This is a genomic window from uncultured Ilumatobacter sp. (genome assembly GCF_963980585.1).
Taxonomy (GTDB): domain Bacteria; phylum Actinomycetota; class Acidimicrobiia; order Acidimicrobiales; family Ilumatobacteraceae; genus Ilumatobacter_A.
In genome coordinates, this window is record NZ_CAXCAM010000002.1 from 25,043 (window position 1) to 46,949 (window position 21,907).

Annotated in this window: 23 protein-coding genes; 22 read left to right on the forward strand and 1 reads right to left on the reverse strand. The window is 63.1% G+C overall.

Annotated features, from left to right (window positions below):
• The first annotated feature begins 22 nt into the window (after positions 1-22).
• The gene (recG, locus tag ACH2DW_RS01005) at positions 23-2,176 is read left to right on the forward strand and encodes an ATP-dependent DNA helicase RecG (RefSeq protein ID WP_394927845.1); all 2,154 of its coding nucleotides are present in this window, start codon (positions 23-25) and stop codon (positions 2,174-2,176) included.
• A gap of 3 nt (positions 2,177-2,179) precedes the next feature.
• Here recG and ACH2DW_RS01010 read toward each other — a convergent pair whose 3' ends face one another.
• Positions 2,180-2,389: a hypothetical protein gene (locus ACH2DW_RS01010; protein ID WP_394927846.1), complete on the reverse strand. Its 210-nt coding sequence runs from the start codon at positions 2,387-2,389 to the stop codon at positions 2,180-2,182.
• Between the two features lie 213 nt (positions 2,390-2,602).
• Here ACH2DW_RS01010 and rsmD point away from each other — a divergent pair, with 213 nt between their 5' ends.
• The 21 genes from rsmD (at position 2,603) to ACH2DW_RS01115 (ending at position 21,861) form a co-directional block, all read left to right on the forward strand.
• Positions 2,603-3,133 (forward strand): 16S rRNA (guanine(966)-N(2))-methyltransferase RsmD, encoded by a 531-nt coding sequence (gene rsmD / locus ACH2DW_RS01015; protein ID WP_394927847.1) that lies wholly within the window; start codon positions 2,603-2,605, stop codon positions 3,131-3,133.
• Between the two features lie 10 nt (positions 3,134-3,143).
• Positions 3,144-3,653 carry a pantetheine-phosphate adenylyltransferase gene (coaD, locus tag ACH2DW_RS01020; protein WP_394927848.1) on the forward strand — a complete coding sequence of 170 codons (510 nt, stop codon included), beginning with the start codon at positions 3,144-3,146 and terminating at the stop codon, positions 3,651-3,653.
• Positions 3,650-4,270: a hypothetical protein gene (locus tag ACH2DW_RS01025; RefSeq protein ID WP_394927849.1), complete on the forward strand. Its 621-nt coding sequence runs from the start codon at positions 3,650-3,652 to the stop codon at positions 4,268-4,270. The genes coaD and ACH2DW_RS01025 overlap by 4 nt, the downstream gene beginning before the upstream one ends.
• An 87-nt stretch (positions 4,271-4,357) precedes the next feature.
• Positions 4,358-4,870: a YceD family protein gene (locus ACH2DW_RS01030; RefSeq protein ID WP_394927850.1), complete on the forward strand. Its 513-nt coding sequence runs from the start codon at positions 4,358-4,360 to the stop codon at positions 4,868-4,870.
• Positions 4,871-5,041: 171 nt separating this feature from the next.
• Positions 5,042-5,218, forward strand: coding sequence for a 50S ribosomal protein L32 (gene rpmF / locus ACH2DW_RS01035; protein WP_394927851.1), 177 nt, complete (start codon positions 5,042-5,044; stop codon positions 5,216-5,218).
• 14 nt (positions 5,219-5,232) lie between these two features.
• Entirely contained in the window at positions 5,233-6,222 is a 990-nt protein-coding gene (gene plsX, locus ACH2DW_RS01040; RefSeq protein WP_394927852.1) for a phosphate acyltransferase PlsX, read from the forward strand.
• Positions 6,223-6,253: 31 nt separating this feature from the next.
• Entirely contained in the window at positions 6,254-6,526 is a 273-nt protein-coding gene (locus ACH2DW_RS01045; RefSeq protein WP_394927853.1) for an acyl carrier protein, read from the forward strand.
• Positions 6,527-6,536: 10 nt separating this feature from the next.
• Positions 6,537-7,229, forward strand: coding sequence for a ribonuclease III (gene rnc, locus ACH2DW_RS01050; protein ID WP_394927854.1), 693 nt, complete (start codon positions 6,537-6,539; stop codon positions 7,227-7,229).
• Between the two features lie 10 nt (positions 7,230-7,239).
• Positions 7,240-8,076 carry a bifunctional DNA-formamidopyrimidine glycosylase/DNA-(apurinic or apyrimidinic site) lyase gene (gene mutM / locus ACH2DW_RS01055; RefSeq protein WP_394927855.1) on the forward strand — a complete coding sequence of 279 codons (837 nt, stop codon included), beginning with the start codon at positions 7,240-7,242 and terminating at the stop codon, positions 8,074-8,076.
• Between the two features lie 64 nt (positions 8,077-8,140).
• Positions 8,141-11,629: a chromosome segregation protein SMC gene (gene smc / locus ACH2DW_RS01060; RefSeq protein WP_394927856.1), complete on the forward strand. Its 3,489-nt coding sequence runs from the start codon at positions 8,141-8,143 to the stop codon at positions 11,627-11,629.
• A gap of 240 nt (positions 11,630-11,869) precedes the next feature.
• Positions 11,870-13,540 (forward strand): alpha-amylase family glycosyl hydrolase, encoded by a 1,671-nt coding sequence (locus ACH2DW_RS01065; RefSeq protein WP_394927857.1) that lies wholly within the window; start codon positions 11,870-11,872, stop codon positions 13,538-13,540.
• Between the two features lie 108 nt (positions 13,541-13,648).
• On the forward strand, positions 13,649-14,764 hold the full coding sequence (gene ftsY / locus ACH2DW_RS01070) for a signal recognition particle-docking protein FtsY (protein ID WP_394927858.1): 1,116 nt from the start codon (positions 13,649-13,651) through the stop codon (positions 14,762-14,764).
• Between the two features lie 60 nt (positions 14,765-14,824).
• Positions 14,825-16,249, forward strand: coding sequence for a signal recognition particle protein (ffh, locus tag ACH2DW_RS01075; protein WP_394927859.1), 1,425 nt, complete (start codon positions 14,825-14,827; stop codon positions 16,247-16,249).
• 87 nt (positions 16,250-16,336) lie between these two features.
• Positions 16,337-16,609, forward strand: coding sequence for a 30S ribosomal protein S16 (gene rpsP, locus ACH2DW_RS01080; protein WP_394927860.1), 273 nt, complete (start codon positions 16,337-16,339; stop codon positions 16,607-16,609).
• A complete protein-coding gene (locus ACH2DW_RS01085; RefSeq protein WP_394927861.1) occupies positions 16,606-16,860 on the forward strand; it encodes a KH domain-containing protein in 255 nt (84 codons plus the stop codon). Before rpsP ends, ACH2DW_RS01085 begins: the two co-directional genes overlap by 4 nt.
• Before the next feature lie 17 nt (positions 16,861-16,877).
• Positions 16,878-17,375, forward strand: a complete 498-nt coding sequence (locus ACH2DW_RS01090) for a ribosome maturation factor RimM (protein WP_394927862.1) — start codon at positions 16,878-16,880, stop codon at positions 17,373-17,375.
• Positions 17,376-17,457: 82 nt separating this feature from the next.
• Positions 17,458-18,204 carry a tRNA (guanosine(37)-N1)-methyltransferase TrmD gene (trmD, locus tag ACH2DW_RS01095; RefSeq protein WP_394927863.1) on the forward strand — a complete coding sequence of 249 codons (747 nt, stop codon included), beginning with the start codon at positions 17,458-17,460 and terminating at the stop codon, positions 18,202-18,204.
• Between the two features lie 77 nt (positions 18,205-18,281).
• On the forward strand, positions 18,282-18,629 hold the full coding sequence (gene rplS / locus ACH2DW_RS01100) for a 50S ribosomal protein L19 (RefSeq protein ID WP_394927864.1): 348 nt from the start codon (positions 18,282-18,284) through the stop codon (positions 18,627-18,629).
• A gap of 110 nt (positions 18,630-18,739) precedes the next feature.
• Positions 18,740-19,105 (forward strand): YraN family protein, encoded by a 366-nt coding sequence (locus tag ACH2DW_RS01105; RefSeq protein ID WP_394927865.1) that lies wholly within the window; start codon positions 18,740-18,742, stop codon positions 19,103-19,105.
• Positions 19,106-19,479: 374 nt separating this feature from the next.
• Positions 19,480-21,003, forward strand: coding sequence for a SulP family inorganic anion transporter (locus tag ACH2DW_RS01110; RefSeq protein WP_394927866.1), 1,524 nt, complete (start codon positions 19,480-19,482; stop codon positions 21,001-21,003).
• Positions 21,004-21,132: 129 nt separating this feature from the next.
• Entirely contained in the window at positions 21,133-21,861 is a 729-nt protein-coding gene (locus tag ACH2DW_RS01115) for a hypothetical protein (protein ID WP_394927867.1), read from the forward strand.
• Positions 21,862-21,907 lie beyond the last annotated feature (46 nt).

Consider the following 21,907-nt stretch of genomic DNA (forward strand, 5'->3'; position numbering starts at 1 on the left):
GCTGCTCGCTAGTTTGACGTTGATGGTTTCGACGACTCCGATCACGTTGCGGGATCTGGCCGCGATTCCTGTTGAGCGACTTCGAGGAGTGGGCGACAAGAAGCAGGCGTCGTTGGCCAAGGTTGACATCAGGAATCTGTTCGACCTCGTCACCACGTACCCGCGGCGTTGGATCGATCGCACCAACGAGGCGCGTATCGCCGACCTCGTTCCGGGTGAAGAGGCCTTGGTTTTGGTGACCATCCGCTCAGTCACCAAGCGCACGACACGCAACCGGCGGACCATGGTCAACGTCAACGTAGGTGATGGCTCTGGGCGCATGGACCTCGTGTTCTTCAACCAGCCGTGGCGTGAACGCCAGCTGAAAGAGGGTCTCCACGTCGCGCTGTACGGCAAGGCCGACACCTATCGCGGCGGACTGCAGATGTCGAACCCGGTCGTCGACATGATCGGTGACCGCACCGGCAAGATCGTGCCGATCTACCCGCAGAGCGAGAAGGCGCAGATCAACACGTGGGAAATGGCGGGTTGGGTCGAGGAAACGCTCCGTCGCTGTGCGGAGCGAGGCATCGCCGACCCAGTTCCCGAACGGGTGCGGCGTCGCCTCGGACTCATCGACCGGTCCGAAGCGTTTGCTGGAATTCACCTGCCCGACGACATGAAGACGAAGGAGCTGGCTCGGTATCGCCTGGCATTCGACGAACTGCTCCGAGTCCAGCTCGTGTTGGTCCTGCGCAAGCGGGCACTGGAACGCGACTCGCTGGGCATCGAGCACGCGGTCGGCGGCGAGATGGTGCAGCGCTTCACAGCGTCACTTCCCTTCCCGATGACTGCGGCACAGCAGCGAACGATTGCTGAGATCAACGCCGACCTCGCCAGTGGACACCCGATGCATCGGCTGCTCCAGGGAGACGTTGGCGCAGGCAAGACCGTCGTGGCAGTGGCAGCGATGCTCGCGGCAGTCGACGGCGGTCACCAAAGCGCGTTGATGGCGCCGACCGAAGTGTTGGCGGAGCAACATGCCGCGTCGGTCCGAGCAATGCTCGATGGGATCACTGTTCCGGATCCTGACAACCTGTTCGGAGATCGACCGTTGCGGGTCGAACTGCTCACCAACCGGGTGACCGGGGCCGCCCGCAAGGACGTCCTGGCCGGTCTGGCCGACGGTTCGGTTGACATCGCGATCGGTACGCACGCGCTCATTCAAGAGGCCGTCGATTTCTCGAGTCTGGGTGTGGTGGTCGTTGACGAGCAACACCGCTTCGGTGTTGAACAGCGCGCTGCCCTGCGAGAGAAAACTGCCGACGGTGCCGTTCCTGACACGCTGGTGATGACCGCGACGCCGATTCCTCGGACCGCGGCGATGACGGTGTACGGCGATCTCGATGTCAGCATCCTCGACGAACTACCCCCAGGGCGCACGCCGATCGTCACGATGTGGGCCGACGGTCCGCTCATGGAATCCGGCGTCTGGAACGACATCAAGGACGAAGTGGCCGCCGGTCGCCAGGCCTACGTGGTGTGCCCGCTGGTGGGGGAGAGCGAGAAGCTTGAGGTGGCATCGGCTGAAGAGACGCTCGAACGGCTGGCCTTCGGAGAGCTCCAAGGACTCCGCCTCGGCATGTTGCACGGCAAGCTGCCGTCGGATGAGAAGGAATCCACGATGGACCAGTTCCGTCGCGGTGAGCTGGACGTGCTGGTGGCGACCACGGTGATCGAGGTTGGCGTCGATGTCCCCAACGCGACGGTGATGGCAATTCTGGACGCTGATCGATTCGGGATCGCCCAGCTGCATCAGCTCCGTGGTCGAGTCGGCCGAGGCCAGCACGCATCGACGTGCTGGCTGGTCACTCAGCAGAAAGAAGATGCTGAAGGCAACCCTGTGGTTGGCAATCCTCGAATTGAGGCGCTGGTTGCGACGACGGACGGTTTCGAGCTGGCCGAGGTCGACCTTGATCTGCGCGGTGAAGGCACCTTGATGTCGACGGCGCAGAAGGGCCGAAGTGATCTCAAGCTGGCGTCACTGCGTCGTGACCGCAAGCTCATTGAGCTCGCTCGTGCCGCGGCGTTCGACATCGTGGACTCCGACCCAGATCTCGCTGGTCGACCTGACCTCGCCGACGAACTTGACCTGATCTTTAGCGACCGGGACGAAGAATTCTTGGCGAAGAGCTGACGCTCAGAGCCAGTCCTCGCCGGAGACGTCGCCCCGCTCAGCGTCGTCGTCGGCGTCTTCTGGGATCTGCAGGTCCCATCGATCGAGGCAGTCTTCGCAGCGGTATGCCACCCAGTCACCCGGAAGCCACACGCCGTCTTCTCGCGGCATCGACAACAGGTGGCAACGGCCACCGCAGTCGATGCACGTGATCTGAGCGTCCGGCGTGATCATGCTCCCAGTCTGCCGGACTCGTGCTCACAGCACTCCGATGCGGCGGAGAGAGGGAGAGAGGGAGAGAGGGAGAGGCGGGCGAGAGAGGGGGGAGAGAGGGAGAGGGGGAGGGAGCGAGGGCCCCGGGTTGACACGGATCTCGTCGGGCATGGAGCGAGCAGGAAATGTTGGGCGGCGGAGTTGCGGAGCCGGGGCAGTCGTATCGTGTGCGAGATGCGAGTGGTGGCGGGAGAACTGGGCGGACGCAAGATCGTGGCGCCGGAGGGGACGAGTACGCGGCCGACGACCGACCGGGTGCGCGAAGCGATCTTCAATTCGCTTGGCAGTTCCGGAATCCTGGACGGCGCGCTCGTCGTGGATCTTTTCGCAGGCAGCGGCGCAGTGGGTATCGAAGCCCTGTCCCGTGGCGCGGAGCGCTGCGTGTTTGTCGAACGAGATCGAAATGCTCGGTACGCGCTCGAGGACAACCTTGAGGCGCTCGACCTCAGCGACCGCTCGAAAGTGATTTCCTCGGACGTCATGGCCGTGGCCTCGTCACTCGATTGCGACATCGTCTTCGCAGACCCGCCTTACGACTTCGATGCATGGGATCGGCTGCTGGGGTTGGTTCGAGCCGACCTGTTCGTCGCCGAGTCGGGCCGCCCGATCACGTGTCCGGCAGAGTGGGCGATCACTCGGCAGAAGAAGTACGGCCGCACCGTCGTGACGTTCCTTGAACGTTCCGACCCGAACCCTCCGCAGTAGTGTCTCGCAGGTGAACGCTTCCGGAGCGAAAGCCCAGCGAGTGATGTATCCCGGTTCATTCGACCCACTGCATCTCGGTCATGTCGACGTCATCGCGCACGCCAGCGAACTGTTCGGCGAGGTCGTCGTCGCGGTGATGTACAACCACTCCAAGACGTCAGGCCTGTTCGCGGTGGACCAACGGATTGAGCTGGCCCGAGACGCGCTGGCTCACCTCGACGGAGTCACGGTGATCGCGCAGACCGGCCTTGCCGTCCAAGCAGCCCAGCGCACCGACGTCGACTTCATCGTGAAGGGTCTGCGCAACAGTGAAGACTTCGAAATCGAGCAGCAAATGGCCCACAACAACTACGCCGTCACCGGTATCCGCACCGTCTATCTGCCGTGCGCCCCGGGACTCGGTTACATCAGCAGCCGCTTTGTGCGGGAGATCGCCAAGTACGGTGAAGACATCGGGCATCTGGTGCCGGCGAACGTCGCCGACGCACTCCGCACCGTCTTTGCCGATGACGAGAAATGACCACCACTGACATGAGCTACGACGACCAACACGACGACTACGACGACATCGACGACGAGTACCCCGATCAGGACGCCCAGGTTGGCTACGTCGGCGATGCCGAGACGCTGCTGCGCCGCGCCATCGACATTGTTTCGACCGCGCCGACCATGCCGCTGTCGTCGTCTCCACGCATCGACCGCGACGAGATCATCGAACTGCTCGAGGAGTCGCTGCATCGGTTGCCCGACGAGCTTCGCCAGGCGCGTTGGATGATGAAGGAACGTCAAGACTTCGTCGCCAAGACGCGCCGTGAAGCTGATGAACTGCTCGAGGCTGCACGTGTGCGTGCCGAGCGGATGGTGCAGCGGACTGAAGTCGTGCGTGCAGCCGAGCAGCGGGCCCGCACGGTGATGGAGACCGCAGACGCCGACTCGCGTCGCCTCAAGCACGAGACCGAGGACTTCCTCGACCAGCGCCTGGGAAGCTTCGAAATCCTGCTCGACAAGCTGCAGAAGACCGTGAACGCTGGACGTCAACGGCTGTCGATTGGTGGGGCCGAACAGGATCCGACCTCGAACACAGGTCAGCTCCCGTCAATCGAAGAGTCCTCGGCCTTCTTCGACCAAGACATCTAATTGGGCTGGCCAAGGCCGGCTTGACCGTCTCTCGGCGTCGGGCCTTCGCGGGCGACCCCGCCTCTTCGCACCGATACCATCATTTGCATGGTGAATGAGTTGCGGCCTCTGCGGGTCAACGCAATTGAGCTGCTGCGGCAGCCTGGAACGGAGCGCCCAGTGGACGCGGCCATTCCGGCTGAGCCGTTGGGGGTCGTCCACGAGCGACTCGACGGTGACATCGGTGTTGCGCTCGTGCTCGCATCGATGAACGATGGCATCGTCGTCAAGGGCTCGGTCCGAGCGCCATGGAGTTCGGCGTGCAGGCGCTGTTTGAAGGACATCGCCGGCGTTGCCGTCGTCGGCGTTGACGAGCTGTATCAGATCGAACTGACCGACGAAGACGCGTACCCCATCGAGAACGGACAACTCGACCTCACGGCCATGGTCCGCGAGCTCGCATTGATCGAACTCGATGCCGAACAGGTCTGCGCCGAGGACTGTGCCGGCCTGTGCCCCGCCTGCGGGATCAACTTGAACACAACATCGTGCGAGTGCGACACGACGGTGACAGATCACCGGTGGTCGGCGCTCGACGGCCTGGTGCTCGACGATTCCTGAGCGACTGCCCGTTTCACCGTCCGATCAACCGGCGATGAGCGATTCGCGCGTCGAGCATTGATCTCCGTCAGGCGGCGATAACGTTGCACGTCGCTGTGCGGGCAGAACTGCACAGCGGAAGACGATTTTCCGTCGACCAGAGTGGTCGATGTAGTAACGAAAGAGCGAACGATGGCCGTTCCCAAGAAGAAGACATCGAAGTCGAAGACTCGCAGCCGTCGTGCCAGCGCCTGGAAGCTGCAGACTCCGCCGCGGAGCATTTGCCCCCGCTGTGGCAACGCCAAGACGCCGCACACGGTGTGCGGCAGCTGCGGGTGGTACAAGGACCGAGTCGTCGTCGACGTCTGAGTTCTTTTTCTCACATGCTTCCCGTCGCAGTCGACGCCATGGGCGGCGATCTCGCGCCGCAACCTAATCTTGATGGTGCGCACGCCGCTGCCGTCGCGGGCACACCGGTTGTTCTTGTCGGCCCTGAGGGGCTGGAAGGACTCACGTCCGGTGGTTCAACTCTGGGGCTGATCCACGCATCCGAGGTCATCGGCATGCTCGACGATCCTGCCCAGGGCGTCCGTCGAAAGAAGGACTCCACCTTGGTGCGCGCCGCAGAGGCCGTCCGTGATGGCAAAGCAAGTGCCATGATCTCAGCGGGCAACACCGGCGCCACCATGGCGGCCGCGCTGCTCCGCATGGGTCGCATTTCTGGAGTCAAGCGTCCGGCGATCGCAACGCCGATCCCGGTTCCTGGTACTACCCCGACGGTACTGCTCGATGCCGGCGCCAATGCCGAAGTTCAGCCGGAATGGCTCGTCCAATTCGCTCTCATGGGAGCGGTGTACGCGCGCCGCCGGTTCGGAATTGAGAATCCACGGGTCGGCTTGTTGTCGATTGGGGAGGAGCCAGGCAAAGGCGACACGCTCCGCAAGGCAGCGCATCCGCTGCTCGCTGCTGCGCCCGGCTTGAACTTCATCGGCAACGTCGAAGGCCGCGACGTCATGAGCGACGATGTCGATGTATGCGTTACCGACGGTTTCACCGGCAACGTCGTCCTCAAGACGCTCGAAGGCGGCATGCAAGCGGTGATCGGTGCGCTCCTCGAAGCGTTTGCCCAGCCGGAATACAAAGAGCACGCCGATGCGCTGATGCCGGCATTGCTTCCGCTCTACGAGACCCTGAATCCGGACACGTACGGCGGCGCCGTGCTCCTCGGTGTCAATGGTGTGTGCATCATCGCTCACGGATCGTCGAGTGCCCGGGCGATCGAAAATGGCATCAACGTGGCGCGTGATCTCGTCGAACACGACATGGTGACCGAGATCCGAGATGCCATCGCCGCCGCCGCACCGGCAGATTGAACCGTCGACCCGCTGAGTTAGGCTCGCCGTCATGGCCGCCGAAATCAAGCGTGACGAAGTTCTCAAAATCGTCCGTGACGCACTGTCTGACATTCTCGAGATCGAACCCGACACAATCAGCGAAGGCCAATCCTTCGCCGATGACCTCGAAGCCGACTCGCTCGCGCTGATCGAACTCGTCGAGGCGCTCGAAGAAGCGCTCAGCGACCGTGTGGATGGATTCCGCATCGAAGACGAGGACCTCGAAGACCTGAAGACCGTGCGCGACGCCGTGGACTACGTCCACGAACATGCCAACGACTGAGGCGGCTCACGTGCCTGACGACGCCTCGCCTGATCTGGCGACGTTGGCGGTCACGATTGGTTACGAGTTCGCCGATCTGCAGTTACTGCGGCAAGCGATGGCCCATCGATCTTGGTGTGCCGAGACGCCGGGCGAACGCAGCAACGAACGACTCGAATTCCTTGGCGACGCAGTGCTCGGATGGGTGATCGCTGACATCGCATTTCACCAGTTCGACGCACTTGCAGAAGGGCTCCTCACCGACCTCCGCAAGAGTGTGGTCAACGCCAGCGCTCTCGCCGAAGTCGCTGAGACGATCGGCATCGGCCCGCATCTGCTGCTCGGCAAGGGCGAAGCGTCGGCAGGCGGTGCAGAGAAATCGTCGATTCTGTCCGATGCGTTCGAAGCGGTCCTAGGCGCGGTGTATCTCGACGGTGGCACCGAGCCGGCGTACACCATGGTGCAGCGATGGGTCGCGCCAAGAATGTTGACCTCCGTCGGTCGTCTCGACCACCTCGACCACAAGACCCAGTTGCAGGAGCTTGCCGCCCGGGCGGGACGCGGCGCTCCGGTGTACACGGTGACGTCAACTGGTCCAGACCACGCGAAGTCGTTCCAGGCGACCGTGTCGCTCGATGGCGATGTGCTCGGCGAGGGTGCAGGGCGTTCGAAGAAGGCCGCCGAGCAATCCGCCGCGTCGGTAGCGGCTGCAGCGCTGTCCTGAAGCACTGCCGATGCCCGAACTCCCCGAAGTCGAGACCGTCCGTCGAGGACTTGACCAGCATCTGGTCGGCAGGACCGTCGAACACGTCGAGGTGGGCCGCGAGCGGGTCGTTCGGCGCACGTCGAGAGAGGCGTTGATCGACGGGCTGACGAACACGACGATTCTGCGGGCCGACCGGCGCGGCAAATATTTGCTCATGCCGCTCGATTCTGGCGATGTCATGATGATCCATCTGCGGATGAGCGGACAGGTTCTGATTGCTGACCGGGGCGCTGATCGACCGTTGCATACCCATGTTGTGCTGTCACTCGACAACGACACGGAAATGTGGTTTGTCGATCCACGCACATTCGGCGAGGTCGTGGTCTATGACCCCGCCAATGCAGCTGTTGAGTTGCCGCCCATCGCCCGACTCGGGGTCGACCCAATCGCGGAGGACTTCCCACGCGCTCACCTTCGTCAGCTTGTCCGAGCCACGAGCCAGACGCTCAAACCGTTCTTGCTCGACCAGACCAAGGTCGCTGGCATCGGCAACATCTACGCAGACGAGATCCTCCACCGTGCGCGCCTGCGCCCCGACCGCTCGGCCAACACGATTGATGCAGCAGCGACGTGGCGGCTGCATGACGCGATTCGCAACATCTTGAACGACTCGATCAAGGTCGGTGGATCCACGCTGGGTGACGCGCAATACGTTGATGTGGATGGCGAGAGCGGCAGCTTTCAGAACGAACATCGCGTCTACGGCCGCACCGGTCAACGGTGCAGCACGTGTGGTCGCGGATGGATTCGACGCACGATCTCTGGCGGTCGTTCCACTCATTACTGTCCCGTTTGCCAACACTGATGACCAGCCACTCAGCAACTGGTCGTCTGATGTTGGGGGAGCGGGCGGCTGAGCAAGTAGCTTCGTGTCCGCTGTGTACCTGAAGAATCTGACCCTCAAGGGTTTCAAGTCGTTCGCCGACAGCACGCCGATGGTGCTCGAACCGGGCGTGACCGTGGTGGTCGGACCCAATGGGTCGGGCAAATCGAACGTCGTCGACGCAATTGCCTGGGTGCTCGGAGCGCAAGCCCCGAAAGCCGTGCGCTCACAGAAGATGGACGATGTCATCTTTGCCGGGACCGCAAAGCGTCCCGCGCTCGGGCGCGCCGAGGTCAGCATCACCATTGACAACGCCGACGGCACGCTCGGTTTGGAGTTCAGCGAGATCACTGTCACGCGCATCTTGTTCCGCACCGGTGAGTCCGAGTACATGATCAATGGCGTCGGTTGTCGCCTGCTCGACGTTCAGGAACTCCTCAGCGATGCTGGAGTCGGTCGGCAGCAGCACGTCATCGTGAGCCAGGGCCAGATCGATGCGGTGCTCAACGCTCGCCCAGAAGACCGCCGAGCGATCATCGAAGAAGCTGCCGGGGTGCTGAAGTTCCGTAAGCGCAAGGAAAAGGCTGAGCGTCGCCTCGACGCAACCGAGGCCAACTTGCTGCGCGTGCAGGACCTGCTTCGGGAAGTCCGCCGCCAGCTTCGTCCGCTCGAACGTCAGGCAAAGGCTGCCGAGCGTCATGGTTCGCTCATCGAAGAGCTGACGGCGTTGAAGACCTTTGTCTCCGGTCGCGAAATCGCCAGCCTGCGCGTGAAGCTCGAAGCCTTGGCCTCGACCAAGCTCGAGAGTTCAACGGGTGAAGCAGAACTGAAGTCAGCTCTCGCAGTACTCGACACGGCAGTGATGTCGATTGAGGCACAACTCTCGGCACGCGGGGCGAGCGACATCAGCGATCGCCTGCGTCACGTCGAGCAGCTCCGCGAGCGCGCGCGGGGACTGGCGGCCGTGCTCGTCGAGCGTCGCCGTTCACTCGAACGTGACAAGGGCCAACTCCTCGACGCCGGTGTGGTTGCGAACCTCGAGGCGGACGCAGCCCGGTTCCGTGAGGAAATTGAGAACGCAGCGGCTGAACTTGCCGAACTCGCACCCGAAACCGGCCAGCTCAGCTTCGACGAGTCGTCCTTCCGCAGCGAACGCGAGAACATTCTCGAAGCCGTGCGCGAAGACCAGACCACCACGAAAGCAGCCAGCGCGGCGGCCGAGGTTCGTGGCGAGCTGCGGTCGATCACGTCTGCGGTTGAGCGCACCGCGGGTGAACTCAACCGGATGGTCGGTCGCAAGGAATCACTGACAAATCGCTCACAGCTCGCACAAGAAGAGGCTGCTCGATTCCGCACCGACTGTGATGAAGCCGGTGCGATTGAAGCGCCGCTCGTCGACGAGGTCGAGGCCGCCGAGCAGGCCGCCATGGAAGCGCAGGCCACGTTCGAAGCCCGTCAGTCGTTGCGCAACGATGCTGCCGAGGAAGCCTCACGCTGGGCGGCACGCGTCGAAGCGCTCCAGATGGCGCTTGACGCGGCCCGCGCCCGGGCGGGCGCTGAGCGTCTCCAGGGCGTCGACGGCGTGCTCGGGACGCTGCTCGACTTGATCGAAATCGACGAAGGCTGGGAGCCGGTCGTCGAGGCTGCACTCGGCGAGTCGCTCACTGCCGTGGTGGTTGACGACCCGGCCGCAGGTCGTCGAGCGTTAGACGCACTCAGGAGCAGCGACACGAGCGGCGCGGTCATCGCCCTCGGCGCTCGCCCCAAAGGGTCCGACGCCCCGGCCCTGGGTGACCCTGTGCGTCCTCACACGCGCAGCCAACGTCCTGAGGTTGAGGCCCTGCTTGACGGTCTGCTCGGTTCAGCGGTGCGGATCGACAAACTCTCCGAGGCACTCGACGCTGCAATGCAACATCCTGAAGCTGTGGTCGTCACTGGCTCGGGCGACCGATTCGGACTCAGCGGCTGGCGAATCGGCACAGCCGGCGGGGGAGCCACGGCCGCCGCACTTGAAGAGGCGAGCGAGCGATCGAAGACCGCAAGTGCCGAACTTGACAGCGCGCGCGGCGCTGTTGCCGAGATTGAGCAAACGCTGCGTGCTGCCAAGAACACTGAGGTCGAGCTCGCCAAGCGACTCGACGCCAACGACGCACGGTTCAGCGCCGCTTCAGAAGGCTTGTCGAGAACTCAGGGTGAGCAGCGTGAGATTCAGGCTGAACTCGAAACACTCGACCGGAACATTGCCGAGGCAGAAGTCAACATCACGCGTGAGCAGCAGCGGATCACCGAGATCGAAGCGCTCCTTCCTGCGCTCGAGAGCGACGAGCAGGCCGAGTCGGAGGCAGCGCGAGCGCGTGGTGAGCTCCGGGCAGAACTCGAAGCTCGCTCGGCCCTGCTGTCGTCGCGTCGCCGTGACATCGAGGTCCGGCTTGCCGGTCTGCAGGAACGTCAACAGCTCAACGAACGTCGTCTCGTCGAGACCGAGCGTCGTCTTGAAGCAGACAAAGAAGCGCGCGTCGCTGCGGAGAGTCAGCGGCTCGTCATCGAGCGCCAGATCGATGTGATCGATCGTCTCGCCGCACTCGTCGAGCAGCATCGTCACGTCGTCGAAAGTCATTACGCCGAGCTGGCCGAGAAACGTCGCAAGCAGAGCGATGAGGTGCGTGGACTCACGACCGAGCTCGACACCTTGCGTCGTGATCGAGCCGAGAAGGAACAGACGCTCGACGTCACCCGCGAGCGGGCTCGCAAGGCGGAACTCGAAGAAGCCGAGGCGAAGTTGCGCCTTGAGACAGCGATCGAGACGCTGCGCCGTGAACTCGACATCGAGCCAGCTGTCGCTGAGGCCGCCGAGATGCCGGAGGTTCCCGACGGAGCGACTCCAGCGGGCCGTGTTCGTGAGCTCGAACGTGAGCTGCGTCTGCTCGGCCCGATCAACCCCTTGGCCCTCGAAGAGTTCAACGAGCTGCAGGCCCGACACACGTTCCTCGAAGAACAACTCGAAGACGTACGAACCACACGCCGCGAACTCGCTCGGGTCATTGCAGCGGTCGATGCGGAGATCCAAAATGTGTTCGCGACAGCGTTCCACGACGTTGCCCGGAACTTCACCGAGCTGTTTGCGCTGCTGTTCCCGGGCGGCAAGGGCAACCTCAAGCTCACGCTGCCCGACGACATGCTCAACACGGGCATCGAAGTCGAAGCGAAGCCGAGTGGCAAGAACGTCAAGAAGCTGTCGCTGCTGTCGGGCGGGGAACGATCGCTGACGGCGCTGGCGTATCTGTTCGCCGTCTTCCGCTCGCGGCCATCGCCGTTCTATGTGATGGATGAAGTCGAAGCAGCCCTCGACGATGTCAACCTGCACCGCTTTCTCGGGCTCATCCAAGAGTTCCGCAAGGATGCGCAGCTCATTGTGGTCTCGCACCAGAAGCGGACGATGGAAGCCGGTGATGTGCTCCTCGGTATCTCGATGCAGCCGGGGGGTTCCTCGAAGGTGGTCACCGAGAAGTCCGAGGCCGGACAGCTTGTCCAATAGGGGCAGTCGAGCGCGATGGGCCGAGGGGACGAGGAGTTTCGTGGCCGAGTTGCCGACCGGCGTCCCGAACTCGAGTCAGCACTTCGCGGACTCTACGGAGATCGCGCCTCAGCCACCGCTGACCGTCTGATCGAGACGGCGCGCCGTCGTCACGTCATGCGGCCTGGGGGACTCCGGGAACGAGACCGTGACCGGTCGCTGCACCCTGACTGGTTCCAGCTACCCGAACGGGTTGGGTACATGGCCTACGTCGACAAGTTCGGTGGGGATCTCGCCGGGGTTCGCCAGCGCATCCCGCATCTGACCGAACTCGGCGTCGATGTGCTCCATCTGCTTGCGCTGTTCGCTGCTCGGGTCGGCGACAACGACGGTGGTTATGCGGTTCGTGACTATCTCCGCCCCGACGAGCGCAACGGGACGACGGAAGATCTGGATGCATTGATCAGTTCGCTGCACGGCGCCGACATCAACCTCTGCGCTGACTTCGTGATCAACCACACCAGTGACGACCACGATTGGGCCAGACAGGCGCTCGCCGGGTCGAAGTACCACCAGGGTCTTTTCCACATGTTCGACGGCCGCGTCGAACCGGAGGCCTACGAAGCGTCACTGCCTGAGGTGTTCCCGCACATGGCGCCGGGCAATTTCACATGGCGGTCGGATATCGAGAAATGGGTCTGGACCACCTTCCGTGAGTTCCAGTGGGATCTGAACTGGTCAAACCCCGACGTGATGTGTGAAATCGGGGACGTGGCCCTCGCCCTGGCGAACCTGGGCGTCGACGTCTTGCGCCTTGACGCGATCGCCTTCACCTGGAAGCGACTCGGTACGAACTGTCAGAACCAACCCGAGGCACACCTGGTCGCGCAGGCGCTGCGCGCCGTGGTGGGGATCGGTGCGCCAGCGACGGTCCTGCTCGCCGAGGCGATTGTTGGGCCGGCCGACCTCGTCGGCTACCTCGGCCGACACGAACTCGAACGGCATGAGTGCCATCTGGCGTACCACAACCAGTTGATGGTGCAGGCCTGGTCCATGTTGGCAACTGGAGAGTCTCGCCTCGCCCGGATTGCGCTGGCTCGGCTCCCGGACCCGCCGGCGACCACGACCTGGTTCACCTACGTCCGCTGCCACGACGACATCGGGTGGGCCATCGACGATCACGACGCTGAAGCGTCCGGCGTCTCGGGGGCGGGTCATCGAGCGTTTCTCGCGGCGTATTATCGTGGCGACTTCCCCGGGTCAGTGGCCAGGGGAGTGCCGTTCGCAACAAACCTGGGGACCGGTGATGAGCGCACGAACGGCATGACTGCGGCGCTGGTTGGCGCAACCGCAGCAATCGAGGCAGCAGATACGGATGCACTCGACGTCGCTCTTGCACGCGCCAAACTGCTGTACGGCATCGCGTTCGGGCACGGCGGGATTCCGGTCATCTACATGGGCGACGAGTTTGGCCAGGGCAATGATCTCGCCGCACTCGACGATCCGGAACTTGCCGGTGACAGTCGCTGGGTCCATCGGCCGGCGTTCGATGAAGATGGAGCAACGAAACGGCTCGACGTCGATGGGCTTGCTGGCCGTCTGTGGTCGTCGCTTCGCCACCTCGTTGACGCGCGTCGTGCCTGTCCGCAGCTGCACGGCGGCGCCTTCGTTCGTTACCTCGACGTCGGCGACGAGCAGGTCTTCTGTTGGCGACGACGCCATCCGACGTTTGGGGATCTGATCGGGCTGGCGAACGTGGGAGCGACGTCAACGAGGATCGGCCTCGACCAGTTGGGTGTCGACGTGGCGGCGTGGGGGCCGGTCGACCTGCTTGCGCCTCACGACCGTGACCTTGGCAACCTCGGTCCCTACCGCGTCCGCTGGCTGGCCTCGCCGGACACGTATCCGACGGTGCCGCCCGTGTCGACCTGATCCTTGGCTGGATCTTCGGCTGGATCTTCGGCTTGGTCTTTCGCTTGATCGAGTGTGCCAGGCGGACATCCACGGCGCTCACCGCCCCCCGATAACGTCAACCCCCGCATGGGTATCGAGATCATCTTTCTGATCCTGGCGGTGCTGGTCATCGCCTTTGGTGTTGGGGTCGTCGTCCTCAATCGGCGCCGTGAGGGCGTGCAACCGCCGTCGCAGCGCACCGCTGGGCAACCGGCTGCACCGCCCCGGCCAGCCGACGATCCGTCGACGGGTGACACGCTCGTCCAGGAACCAGCCGTCGCCGAGGAACCGCCGGCAGGCACGCTGCGCGAACGGCTGGCCAAAGCGCGCTCGACTTTCGCAGGCGCCATCTCCGGCGTGCTCAGCCGGTCGGCGATCACCGATGAGTCGTTCGACGAGTTGGAAGAAGCGCTGCTGCGTGCCGATATCGGCGTCAACATCGCGGACGAACTGCTCGGCGGGCTCCGCACCCGCGTCAAGGACAAGGAAATCACTGAACCTGCGGCGCTGCTGGACGCGCTCGACGCCGAGATGAAGTCACGGCTCGCTGGGTCGGAGCGGTCGTTGAATTTCGAGACGCTTGACGAGGGCGCCACCAACGTGTGGATGTTCGTTGGCGTCAACGGGGTCGGCAAGACGACCACGATTGGCAAGCTCGCCAAGCAGCAGGTCGATGCCGGTCGCACGGTGCTGCTCGCTGCCGGGGACACATTCCGCGCTGCAGCGGCCGAGCAGCTCACCACTTGGGCGGAGCGCAGCGACGTCGAGATCGTGCGTGGTGCAGACGGCGCAGACCCGAGCTCGGTCATCTTCGACGGCGTCGAAAAGGCAGCGTCGAAGAATATCGAGCTCGTGATGGCCGACACCGCTGGTCGTTTGCACACCAAGAGCAACCTGATGGACGAGCTCGCCAAGGTGCGTCGTGTTGCGGAGAAGGGCGCAGGCAAGGTCACCGAAACGCTCTTGGTGATCGACGCGACCACCGGCCAGAACGGCTTGACGCAAGCCCGCGAATTCGGCGAGGTCACCGATGTCACCGGCGTGGTCCTGACCAAGCTCGATGGGTCCGCCAAGGGTGGCATCGTGTTCGCCATCGAGACCGAACTCGGTATTCCGGTCAAGTTGGTCGGTATCGGGGAAACGATCGGCGACCTCGTCGACTTCGACCCCGACGAATTCGTCTCAGCGCTTCTCGAGCGCTGATCTGCGCACAGTTCGAGTCGCCCCGGGCCAGGTGGGATCAGCCCGGTAACCTTGACGGCAATGTTCGACAATCTGTCCAACCGTCTCGAAGGCATCATCACCAAGGTTCGCGGCAAGGGTCGCCTCACCGAGGCAGATGTCGACGAGATGATGAAAGAGATCCGCACGGCACTGCTTGAAGCAGATGTCAACGTCGCCGTTGTGCGTTCGGTGTGCAACCGGATTCGCGAGCATGCGATCGGCGCCACGCGGTCGAAGGCACTCGACCCCGGTCAGCAGGTCGTCAAGGCCGTCAACGACGAGTTGACGCGTGCCCTCGGCGGCGAAACGCTTGCCATCACCTATGCCGCGAAACCGCCGACGGTCGTGCTGATGGCTGGCCTGCAGGGCTCAGGTAAGACCACGGCGTCAGCCAAGCTCGGCAAGTGGTTCAAGGCGCAGGGCCGCAACCCGCTGATGATCGGCGCCGACCTGCAGCGTCCAGCGGCTGTCGAGCAGCTGCGTACGCTTGGGCGCCAGATCGACGTGCCGGTCTTCTCCGATCCGGAGGATCCAATCCTCACGGCCGCCGCTGGTCTCGAAGAGGCAAAGCGCCTCGGTCGTGACGTCGTCATCGTCGACACCGCCGGTCGTCTGTCGATCGACGCCGAGATGATGGAGCAGGTCCGCTTGATTTCGGGCGCCGTCGACCCGGACTACACCTTCCTCGTCGTCGACGCGATGACGGGCCAGGATGCCGTGCAAACGGCCGAGGCATTCCACAACACGTTGCAGATCGACGGCGTGATCATGTCGAAGATGGACGGTGACGCCCGCGGCGGTGCGGCTTTGTCGGTGAAGGAAGTCATCGGGCGACCAATTGCCTTCGCCTCCACTGGCGAGAAGCTCGAGGAATTTGAGCAATTCCATCCTGACCGTATGGCCTCGCGGATCCTGGGCATGGGCGACATGCTCACCCTCATCGAGCAGGCCGAGAAGGCCTTCACGGAGGAGCAAGCCGAGGCTGCAGCCACGAAGCTGATGGAGGGCCAGTTCACGCTGGATGACTTCCTTGAGCAGATGCAGGCATTGAAGAAGATGGGACCACTCGGCGGGCTCATGGGGATGATGCCGGGCATGCCCAAGGAGCTGAAGGATGCCAAGATCGAAGATGACGACCTGAAGCCCATCGAGGCGATCATTACGTCGATGACCACCGAGGAGCGCACGTTTCCCAACATCATCCAAGGCACGCGGCGTGCTCGCATCGCTGCCGGCTCGGGCACCACAGTCGCTGACGTCAATCGGCTGGTGAAACAGTTCGGTGAGATGCAGAAGATGATGAAGAAGATGGGCATGGCCGGGAAACCTGGCAAGAAGGGCAAGAAGGGCAGAGGCGGAGCCAAGTTGCCAAAGGGCCTGCCCGCCGGCTTTGACATCGAGCAGGGCGGGATGGAGATCCCCGGTCTTCCGGGCACCCCCGGTATGCCGGGCCTGCCCCGATAATTCATTGAGAGGGATAGCGGCGACCTGCCGTTAGTCTTTCGACGTTCTCAATTTCTCGAACACGCAACTCTGGAGTGACGATCAACGATGGCAGTCAAGCTGCGCCTTACGCGTATTGGCAAGAAGAAGCAACCGCAGTACCGCATTGTCGCGGCTGATTCCCGTTCGCCCCGCGACGGCCGGTTCATTGAAATCCTGGGTCATTACGACCCTCGGCAGGATCCGTCTGGGCTCACGCTCGACAACGACAAGGCTGTCGCCTGGCTGAAGGAAGGCGCACAGCCGACCGAGCGCGTCGCCAAGCTCCTCAAGGTCTCTGGCGCTACCGAGCAGTTCGAAGCTGAGAAGGCCGCCAAGTGAGCGACGAGCTCGCTCCCACGGCCGTCGCAGTTCTCGAACACATCGTCCGCTCGATCGTTGACGATCCCGACGCCGTCACCGTTGAGGTCGACGAGTCAGGTAACCGCCCCGCACTCAACGTGCGTGTCGGCGACGGCGATCTTGGTCGCGTCATCGGCCGCCGTGGCCGCACCGCTGCCAGCATTCGCACCGTCACGCGTGCTGCTGCCAGCAAAGACGATGTCGAAATCGACATCGAATTCCTCGACTGAGCAGGCCGGAGGCCACCATGGCCCGTTCCACTCCCATCCCTGAAGGCTTCCTCGAAGTCGGTCATATTCGGCGCGCCCACGGTCTGCGTGGCGACGTGTTCGTGCAACTCGTCACGGATCGTACTGAGCGTCTTGCTGTCGGCTCGGCCCTGAGTTCGGCACAGGGTGAGGTCACGGTCGAGTCAAGCAAGCTGTTGCCGAACGGTCGTTGGGTCGTCAAGTTCGATCAGATCGCAGATCGCACGGCTGCCGAGGCGTGGACCAACGTTGCGCTGCATGCCGCGCCGATCGACGACATCGACGCGCTGTGGTTCCACGAGTTGATTGGCTCCAAGGTCGTCGAAGCTGACGGCACCGAGCGAGGGACATGCACGAAGGTGCTGACCAACCCGGCGGCTGACATTCTCGAACTCGACACCGGCCACCTCGTGCCGACCACATTTGTCGTCGCGCAGGTTGATGGCGTGGTGACCGTCGAGGTCCCCGACGGCCTCTTCGAGCTGCTGGACGACTGAACATGCTCCACGTTTGCGCACCCAGCAGATGTCGCCGGCGACATGCGCTGGGTGCGCAAACGAAGATGACGGGGTGGACGTGATGAGTTTGCGGATCGATGTCTTCTCGCTGTTCCCCCAGCTCGTCGAGAACTTCTGTGCGGAGAGTCTGCTCGGCAAAGCGCAACAGCGCGGACTGCTTGACCTACGGGCCCACGACATTCGGGAACAAACATCAGACGTCCATGGCACGGTCGACGACAGCCCGTTCGGTGGCGGTGCGGGCATGGTGATGAAAGCCGAGCCGATCTTCGATGCCGTCGAAGCCGCTGCCCCGCCGCGCCCGCTCTTGCTCCTCAGCCCTGGTGGGCGGCGATTCGATCAGGCCATGGCCCATGAGCTTGCGTCCACAGCGGAGACATCGGGCGGTTTCAGTCTGCTGTGCGGACGGTACGAGGGTGTCGACCATCGTGTGCGTCAGCATCTGTGCGACGGTGAGGTCAGTATCGGCGACGTGGTGTTGAGTGGGGGAGAGGTTGGCGCGTGCCTGATTATTGAGGCGGTCGCCCGACTTCTTGATGGGGCGATGGGCAATGCAGCCAGCACTGTCACGGAGAGTTTTGGCGAGTCCGGCCTGCTTGAGGAACCACAGTTCACACGACCCGCCGAGTTCCGTGGCTGGGCGGTTCCCGATGTGCTCCGAAGCGGCGATCATGGCCGGGTTGAGCGTTGGCGAAGGGCGCAGCGGCTGCACCGGACGCTGCGCGAACGGCCCGACCTCGTGCCCGCCGAACTCGACGTTGCGGACCAGAAGCTCCTCGAAGAGTTTCCACCTGTCCCATATTCCTGATTCGCCCCGTATCATTGTCAAGCCTCATCGGCGCGAGTCCGCGCCGATACCAACTTCTCGACCACGCAGGTATCGCCATGAAAGCCACCGACCTCATCGACAACGATTCGCTCCGTACGGACATCCCCGAGTTTCAAGCGGGCGATGAACTGAAGGTGCACGTGCGCGTCGTCGAGGGCGGCAAAGAGCGCATCCAGGTGTTCCAGGGCGATGTCATCGGCATCCAGGGCGGTGGACTGCAGGAGACCTACACGGTCCGCAAGCTCAGCTACGGCGTCGGAGTCGAGCGCACCTTCCCCATGCACGCCCCGACTGTGCAGAAGGTCGAAGTCGTCAAGCGCGGCGACGTGCGCCGCGCCAAGCTGTACTACCTCCGGGACCGCAAGGGCAAGGCTGCCAAGATTCGCGAGAAGCGCACCTTCTGATGCGCTGGCCAGCTTGACGCTGGCTACCAATCGGATGCACCGCCGTCGAGGTGGTGGTCCCCTCGGGCTCAGTGCCCCAGCACACACCACACTGCTGGAGGATCACACCCATGGGCACTTCGAAACCACCCACCGACCAACGAAATCGGTTACGTGGCCAATGGGGTGAGAACCTCGCCGCTGCATACTACGAGCGCCACGGCTGTCGAATTATCGACCGCAATTGGCGATCAGCGACCGGCGAACTCGACTTGGTGGTGCGTGATGGCGACACCTACGTGTTCAGCGAGGTGAAAGCTCGGCGCACGGATCTTTATGGTCCTGCTGCAGCTGCAGTCGGCATCGAGAAGCAGCGGCGAATCCGCCAACTCGGCGTCGAGTGGCTGCGAGCACACGGCCTGGGCCACGTGAGAGTGCGGTTCGACGTGATCGCGATCACCGGCAACAACCTCGACCACCTGCCGGACGCTTTCTGATGGGCGACGGGATCAGGTTTGTCGACGGAGTGATGTGTCGATCGCCGGACTCGAATGAGCGGCATCGATGACTCCGACCTGATGGACCTCCGTCGTCAGCCGACGAACGCCCAGACGACCAGCGCTGCGGCGATCACCAGGCAGATCCCCACGAGGGCGTAGTCGAATGGCTTGGCGTTGTACTTGCGGTTCGGGTCGAATCCCACGGTGGCCAGTATGCCTTCGCTCGGAGGTCGGGTCAGAAATTCCCTGGGTGTGACCAATACATCAATGGCGATCACAGATTCACAACCGATGATTCCGTATCCTTCGATACTTCGTGGCCCGAGGAGACAAGCGGGCAAGCAATCCCCCGAATCTCCAGGAGCCCCCCCTTGACGACTGAAACTCTCGATTTGCCTGCGCGCCCTGCGCTGCGGGCCCGCTTCCAAGAAGCGTGGCTGTCCAACCCGAAAGCTGATCTGCTGTCGGGTCTGGTCGTGGCCCTTGCACTCATTCCCGAGGCAATCTCGTTCTCGATCATCGCCGGCGTGGACCCCAAGGTCGGCCTGTACGCATCGTTCTCGATCGCCATCATCATCTCGATGGTCGGCGGACGAGCGGGAATGATCTCTGCGGCGACCGGTGCGATGGCGCTGGTAATCGTGCCGCTGGTCGAGGACTACGGCGTCGAGTATCTCTTCGCAGCGACGGTGCTGGCCGGCGCACTTCAGGTGCTGTTCGGCTACCTCCGAGTCGGCAACCTGATGCGGTTCATCCCGCGTACGGTGATGCTCGGCTTCGTCAACGCGCTGGCGATCCTGATCTTCCTGGCCCAGATCCCGCACATCATTCTCGAAGACGGCGACAAAGACGAACTGCCGCTGAACCTTGCGTTCATCGCTGCCGGTCTTGCGATCATCTATGGCCTGCCGCGTCTGACCAAGATGGTGCCGTCTCCGCTCGTTGCAATCAGCGTGCTTGCCGCTGGTGCGATCTACTTCGACTGGTCGCTCCCAACCGTCGGTGACATGGGCGAACTGCCCAACGCTCTGCCCGGGTTCGCGCTGCCCGATATCCCGTACACGTGGGAGACGCTGAGCATTATCTTCCCGTTCTCGCTCACGTTGACGTTCGTCGGCCTTCTCGAGTCACTGCTCACGGCGCAGCTGCTCGACGACATGACCGACACCAACTCCGACAAGAACCAGGAGTCACGCGGTCAGGGCATCGCCAACGTCTTCACCGGCTTCTTCGGCGGCATGGCCGGATGCGCCATGATTGGCCAGTCGATGATCAACCACCGTTCGGGAGGCCGGAGCCGATTGTCGACGCTTGCGTCGGGTGTCTTCCTGCTTGTCCTCATCATGGCGCTTGGCGACCTTGTGGCCCAGATCCCGATGGCTGCGCTCGTGGCAGTCATGATCATGGTCGCGATCAGCACCTTCAACTGGAAAAGCATCATGCCGAAGACCACGCAGTCGATGCCGAAGAGTGAGACCGCTGTGATGGCGGGCACCGTGATTGTTGTCGTCGTCACGCACAACCTCGCCTACGGCGTTGCGGTCGGTGTGCTTCTGTCGGCAATCTTCTTCGTCCGCAAGGTGAGCCACGTCGTGTCGGTCACGAGCGTCCTCGACCCCGACAACCACGAGCGGCTCTATGCGGTGAGCGGACAGCTGTTCTTCGCGTCGACCAACGACCTCGTGCACTCCTTCGACTACGACGCCGTCAAGGTGAATCGAGTTGAGATCGATTGCAGTGAGGCCCGTATTTGGGACACCTCAGCCGTCGTTGCGCTCAATGCGGTGGTGGCAAAATTTGCTGAGCGCGGCATCGACGCGCATCTGATTGGCATGAACCGCCACGCCGCCGATCTCCACGAGCGCACCTCGACCCTCGTCTCCAACGACCACTGAGCGGTCGCGGCCGCATCGCCCGAGCCTTGTCTCGGGCGCACTCCTCTCTCAGTGCGGGCCAACTTCGAGTGCGGGCCAACTTCTCTTGGTGACTCGGTGCTGGCACTTCGAGTTCGTAGGGTGGGCATCGTGATCGAGCGGCTCGTGCGGTGTTGTCTGGCTGCTGCCGGAGTTGGGCTGTTCGCGCTGGCTCCTTCGGTCGGCGCCGCGCCGGTCCCCGAGCCGTCGAGTGACAGGGTGACCGCCCAACCTGGGCTGCTCGATGTGCCGGTGGGGTGCGCCGTGCCTGACCCTGCTGATGTGGCGTTCATTGGTACGGCCGTTGCGAAAGACTTTGAGAAGGTGCGCTACGAGATCGTGCAGCTTCGTGCGGGTTCGATCAGCGGGTATTCGATCGATGGGCTCGTCGATGTGCTGTACCTCGACGATGCCAAGTTCGTCGATCTCGACGAGAACTACCTCGTCGGTGCACGTTTCGATCCCGACTTCGGCGCGCTCTTCTCGACGATCCGGCCGGACGAGCCCCTCTTTGGCGGCAACGACGTGATCGGCTTGGAAGATACCGATGTCGAATGTCCGGTTATCGACGACCCTGTGCGCACGGTGCACCCTGACGGCACCAGTGTCGATTCGGGTGTCCTCAGCCCGCTCCTCGGCAACAAACGGACGCTGTTCGCCACGCTCGGCGTGCCAACGGCCATCGCATTTGCTGTGTTGATCGGGTTGGTGTTACTCCGTCAAGCTTGGCGCTATTTCCTGAAGGGCGTCTTCGAACTCGGCCGCGCCGCAGTGACTCCAGCGCCAGACCACGCGTCGATTCGCGTGCGCGAGCACCGCGATGGTGAAGCTGCCTCGTGACGGCGGACCGGGTTGCGATCTGATCTGTTGTGTGACGTTGACGTTG

Bases quoted from the DNA above. Each gene is read 5' to 3' on its own strand.
- recG (WP_394927845.1), top strand. From the start codon at position 23: ATGGTTTCGACGACTCCGATCACGTTGCGGGATCTGGCCGCGATTCCT.
- ACH2DW_RS01010 (WP_394927846.1), bottom strand. From the start codon at position 2,389: ATGATCACGCCGGACGCTCAGATCACGTGCATCGACTGCGGTGGCCGT.
- rsmD (WP_394927847.1), top strand. From the start codon at position 2,603: ATGCGAGTGGTGGCGGGAGAACTGGGCGGACGCAAGATCGTGGCGCCG.
- ACH2DW_RS01025 (WP_394927849.1), top strand. From the start codon at position 3,650: ATGACCACCACTGACATGAGCTACGACGACCAACACGACGACTACGAC.
- ACH2DW_RS01030 (WP_394927850.1), top strand. From the start codon at position 4,358: ATGGTGAATGAGTTGCGGCCTCTGCGGGTCAACGCAATTGAGCTGCTG.
- rpmF (WP_394927851.1), top strand. From the start codon at position 5,042: ATGGCCGTTCCCAAGAAGAAGACATCGAAGTCGAAGACTCGCAGCCGT.
- plsX (WP_394927852.1), top strand. From the start codon at position 5,233: ATGCTTCCCGTCGCAGTCGACGCCATGGGCGGCGATCTCGCGCCGCAA.
- ACH2DW_RS01045 (WP_394927853.1), top strand. From the start codon at position 6,254: ATGGCCGCCGAAATCAAGCGTGACGAAGTTCTCAAAATCGTCCGTGAC.
- mutM (WP_394927855.1), top strand. From the start codon at position 7,240: ATGCCCGAACTCCCCGAAGTCGAGACCGTCCGTCGAGGACTTGACCAG.
- ACH2DW_RS01065 (WP_394927857.1), top strand. From the start codon at position 11,870: ATGGCCTACGTCGACAAGTTCGGTGGGGATCTCGCCGGGGTTCGCCAG.
- ftsY (WP_394927858.1), top strand. From the start codon at position 13,649: ATGGGTATCGAGATCATCTTTCTGATCCTGGCGGTGCTGGTCATCGCC.
- ffh (WP_394927859.1), top strand. From the start codon at position 14,825: ATGTTCGACAATCTGTCCAACCGTCTCGAAGGCATCATCACCAAGGTT.
- rpsP (WP_394927860.1), top strand. From the start codon at position 16,337: ATGGCAGTCAAGCTGCGCCTTACGCGTATTGGCAAGAAGAAGCAACCG.
- ACH2DW_RS01090 (WP_394927862.1), top strand. From the start codon at position 16,878: ATGGCCCGTTCCACTCCCATCCCTGAAGGCTTCCTCGAAGTCGGTCAT.
- trmD (WP_394927863.1), top strand. From the start codon at position 17,458: ATGAGTTTGCGGATCGATGTCTTCTCGCTGTTCCCCCAGCTCGTCGAG.
- rplS (WP_394927864.1), top strand. From the start codon at position 18,282: ATGAAAGCCACCGACCTCATCGACAACGATTCGCTCCGTACGGACATC.
- ACH2DW_RS01105 (WP_394927865.1), top strand. From the start codon at position 18,740: ATGGGCACTTCGAAACCACCCACCGACCAACGAAATCGGTTACGTGGC.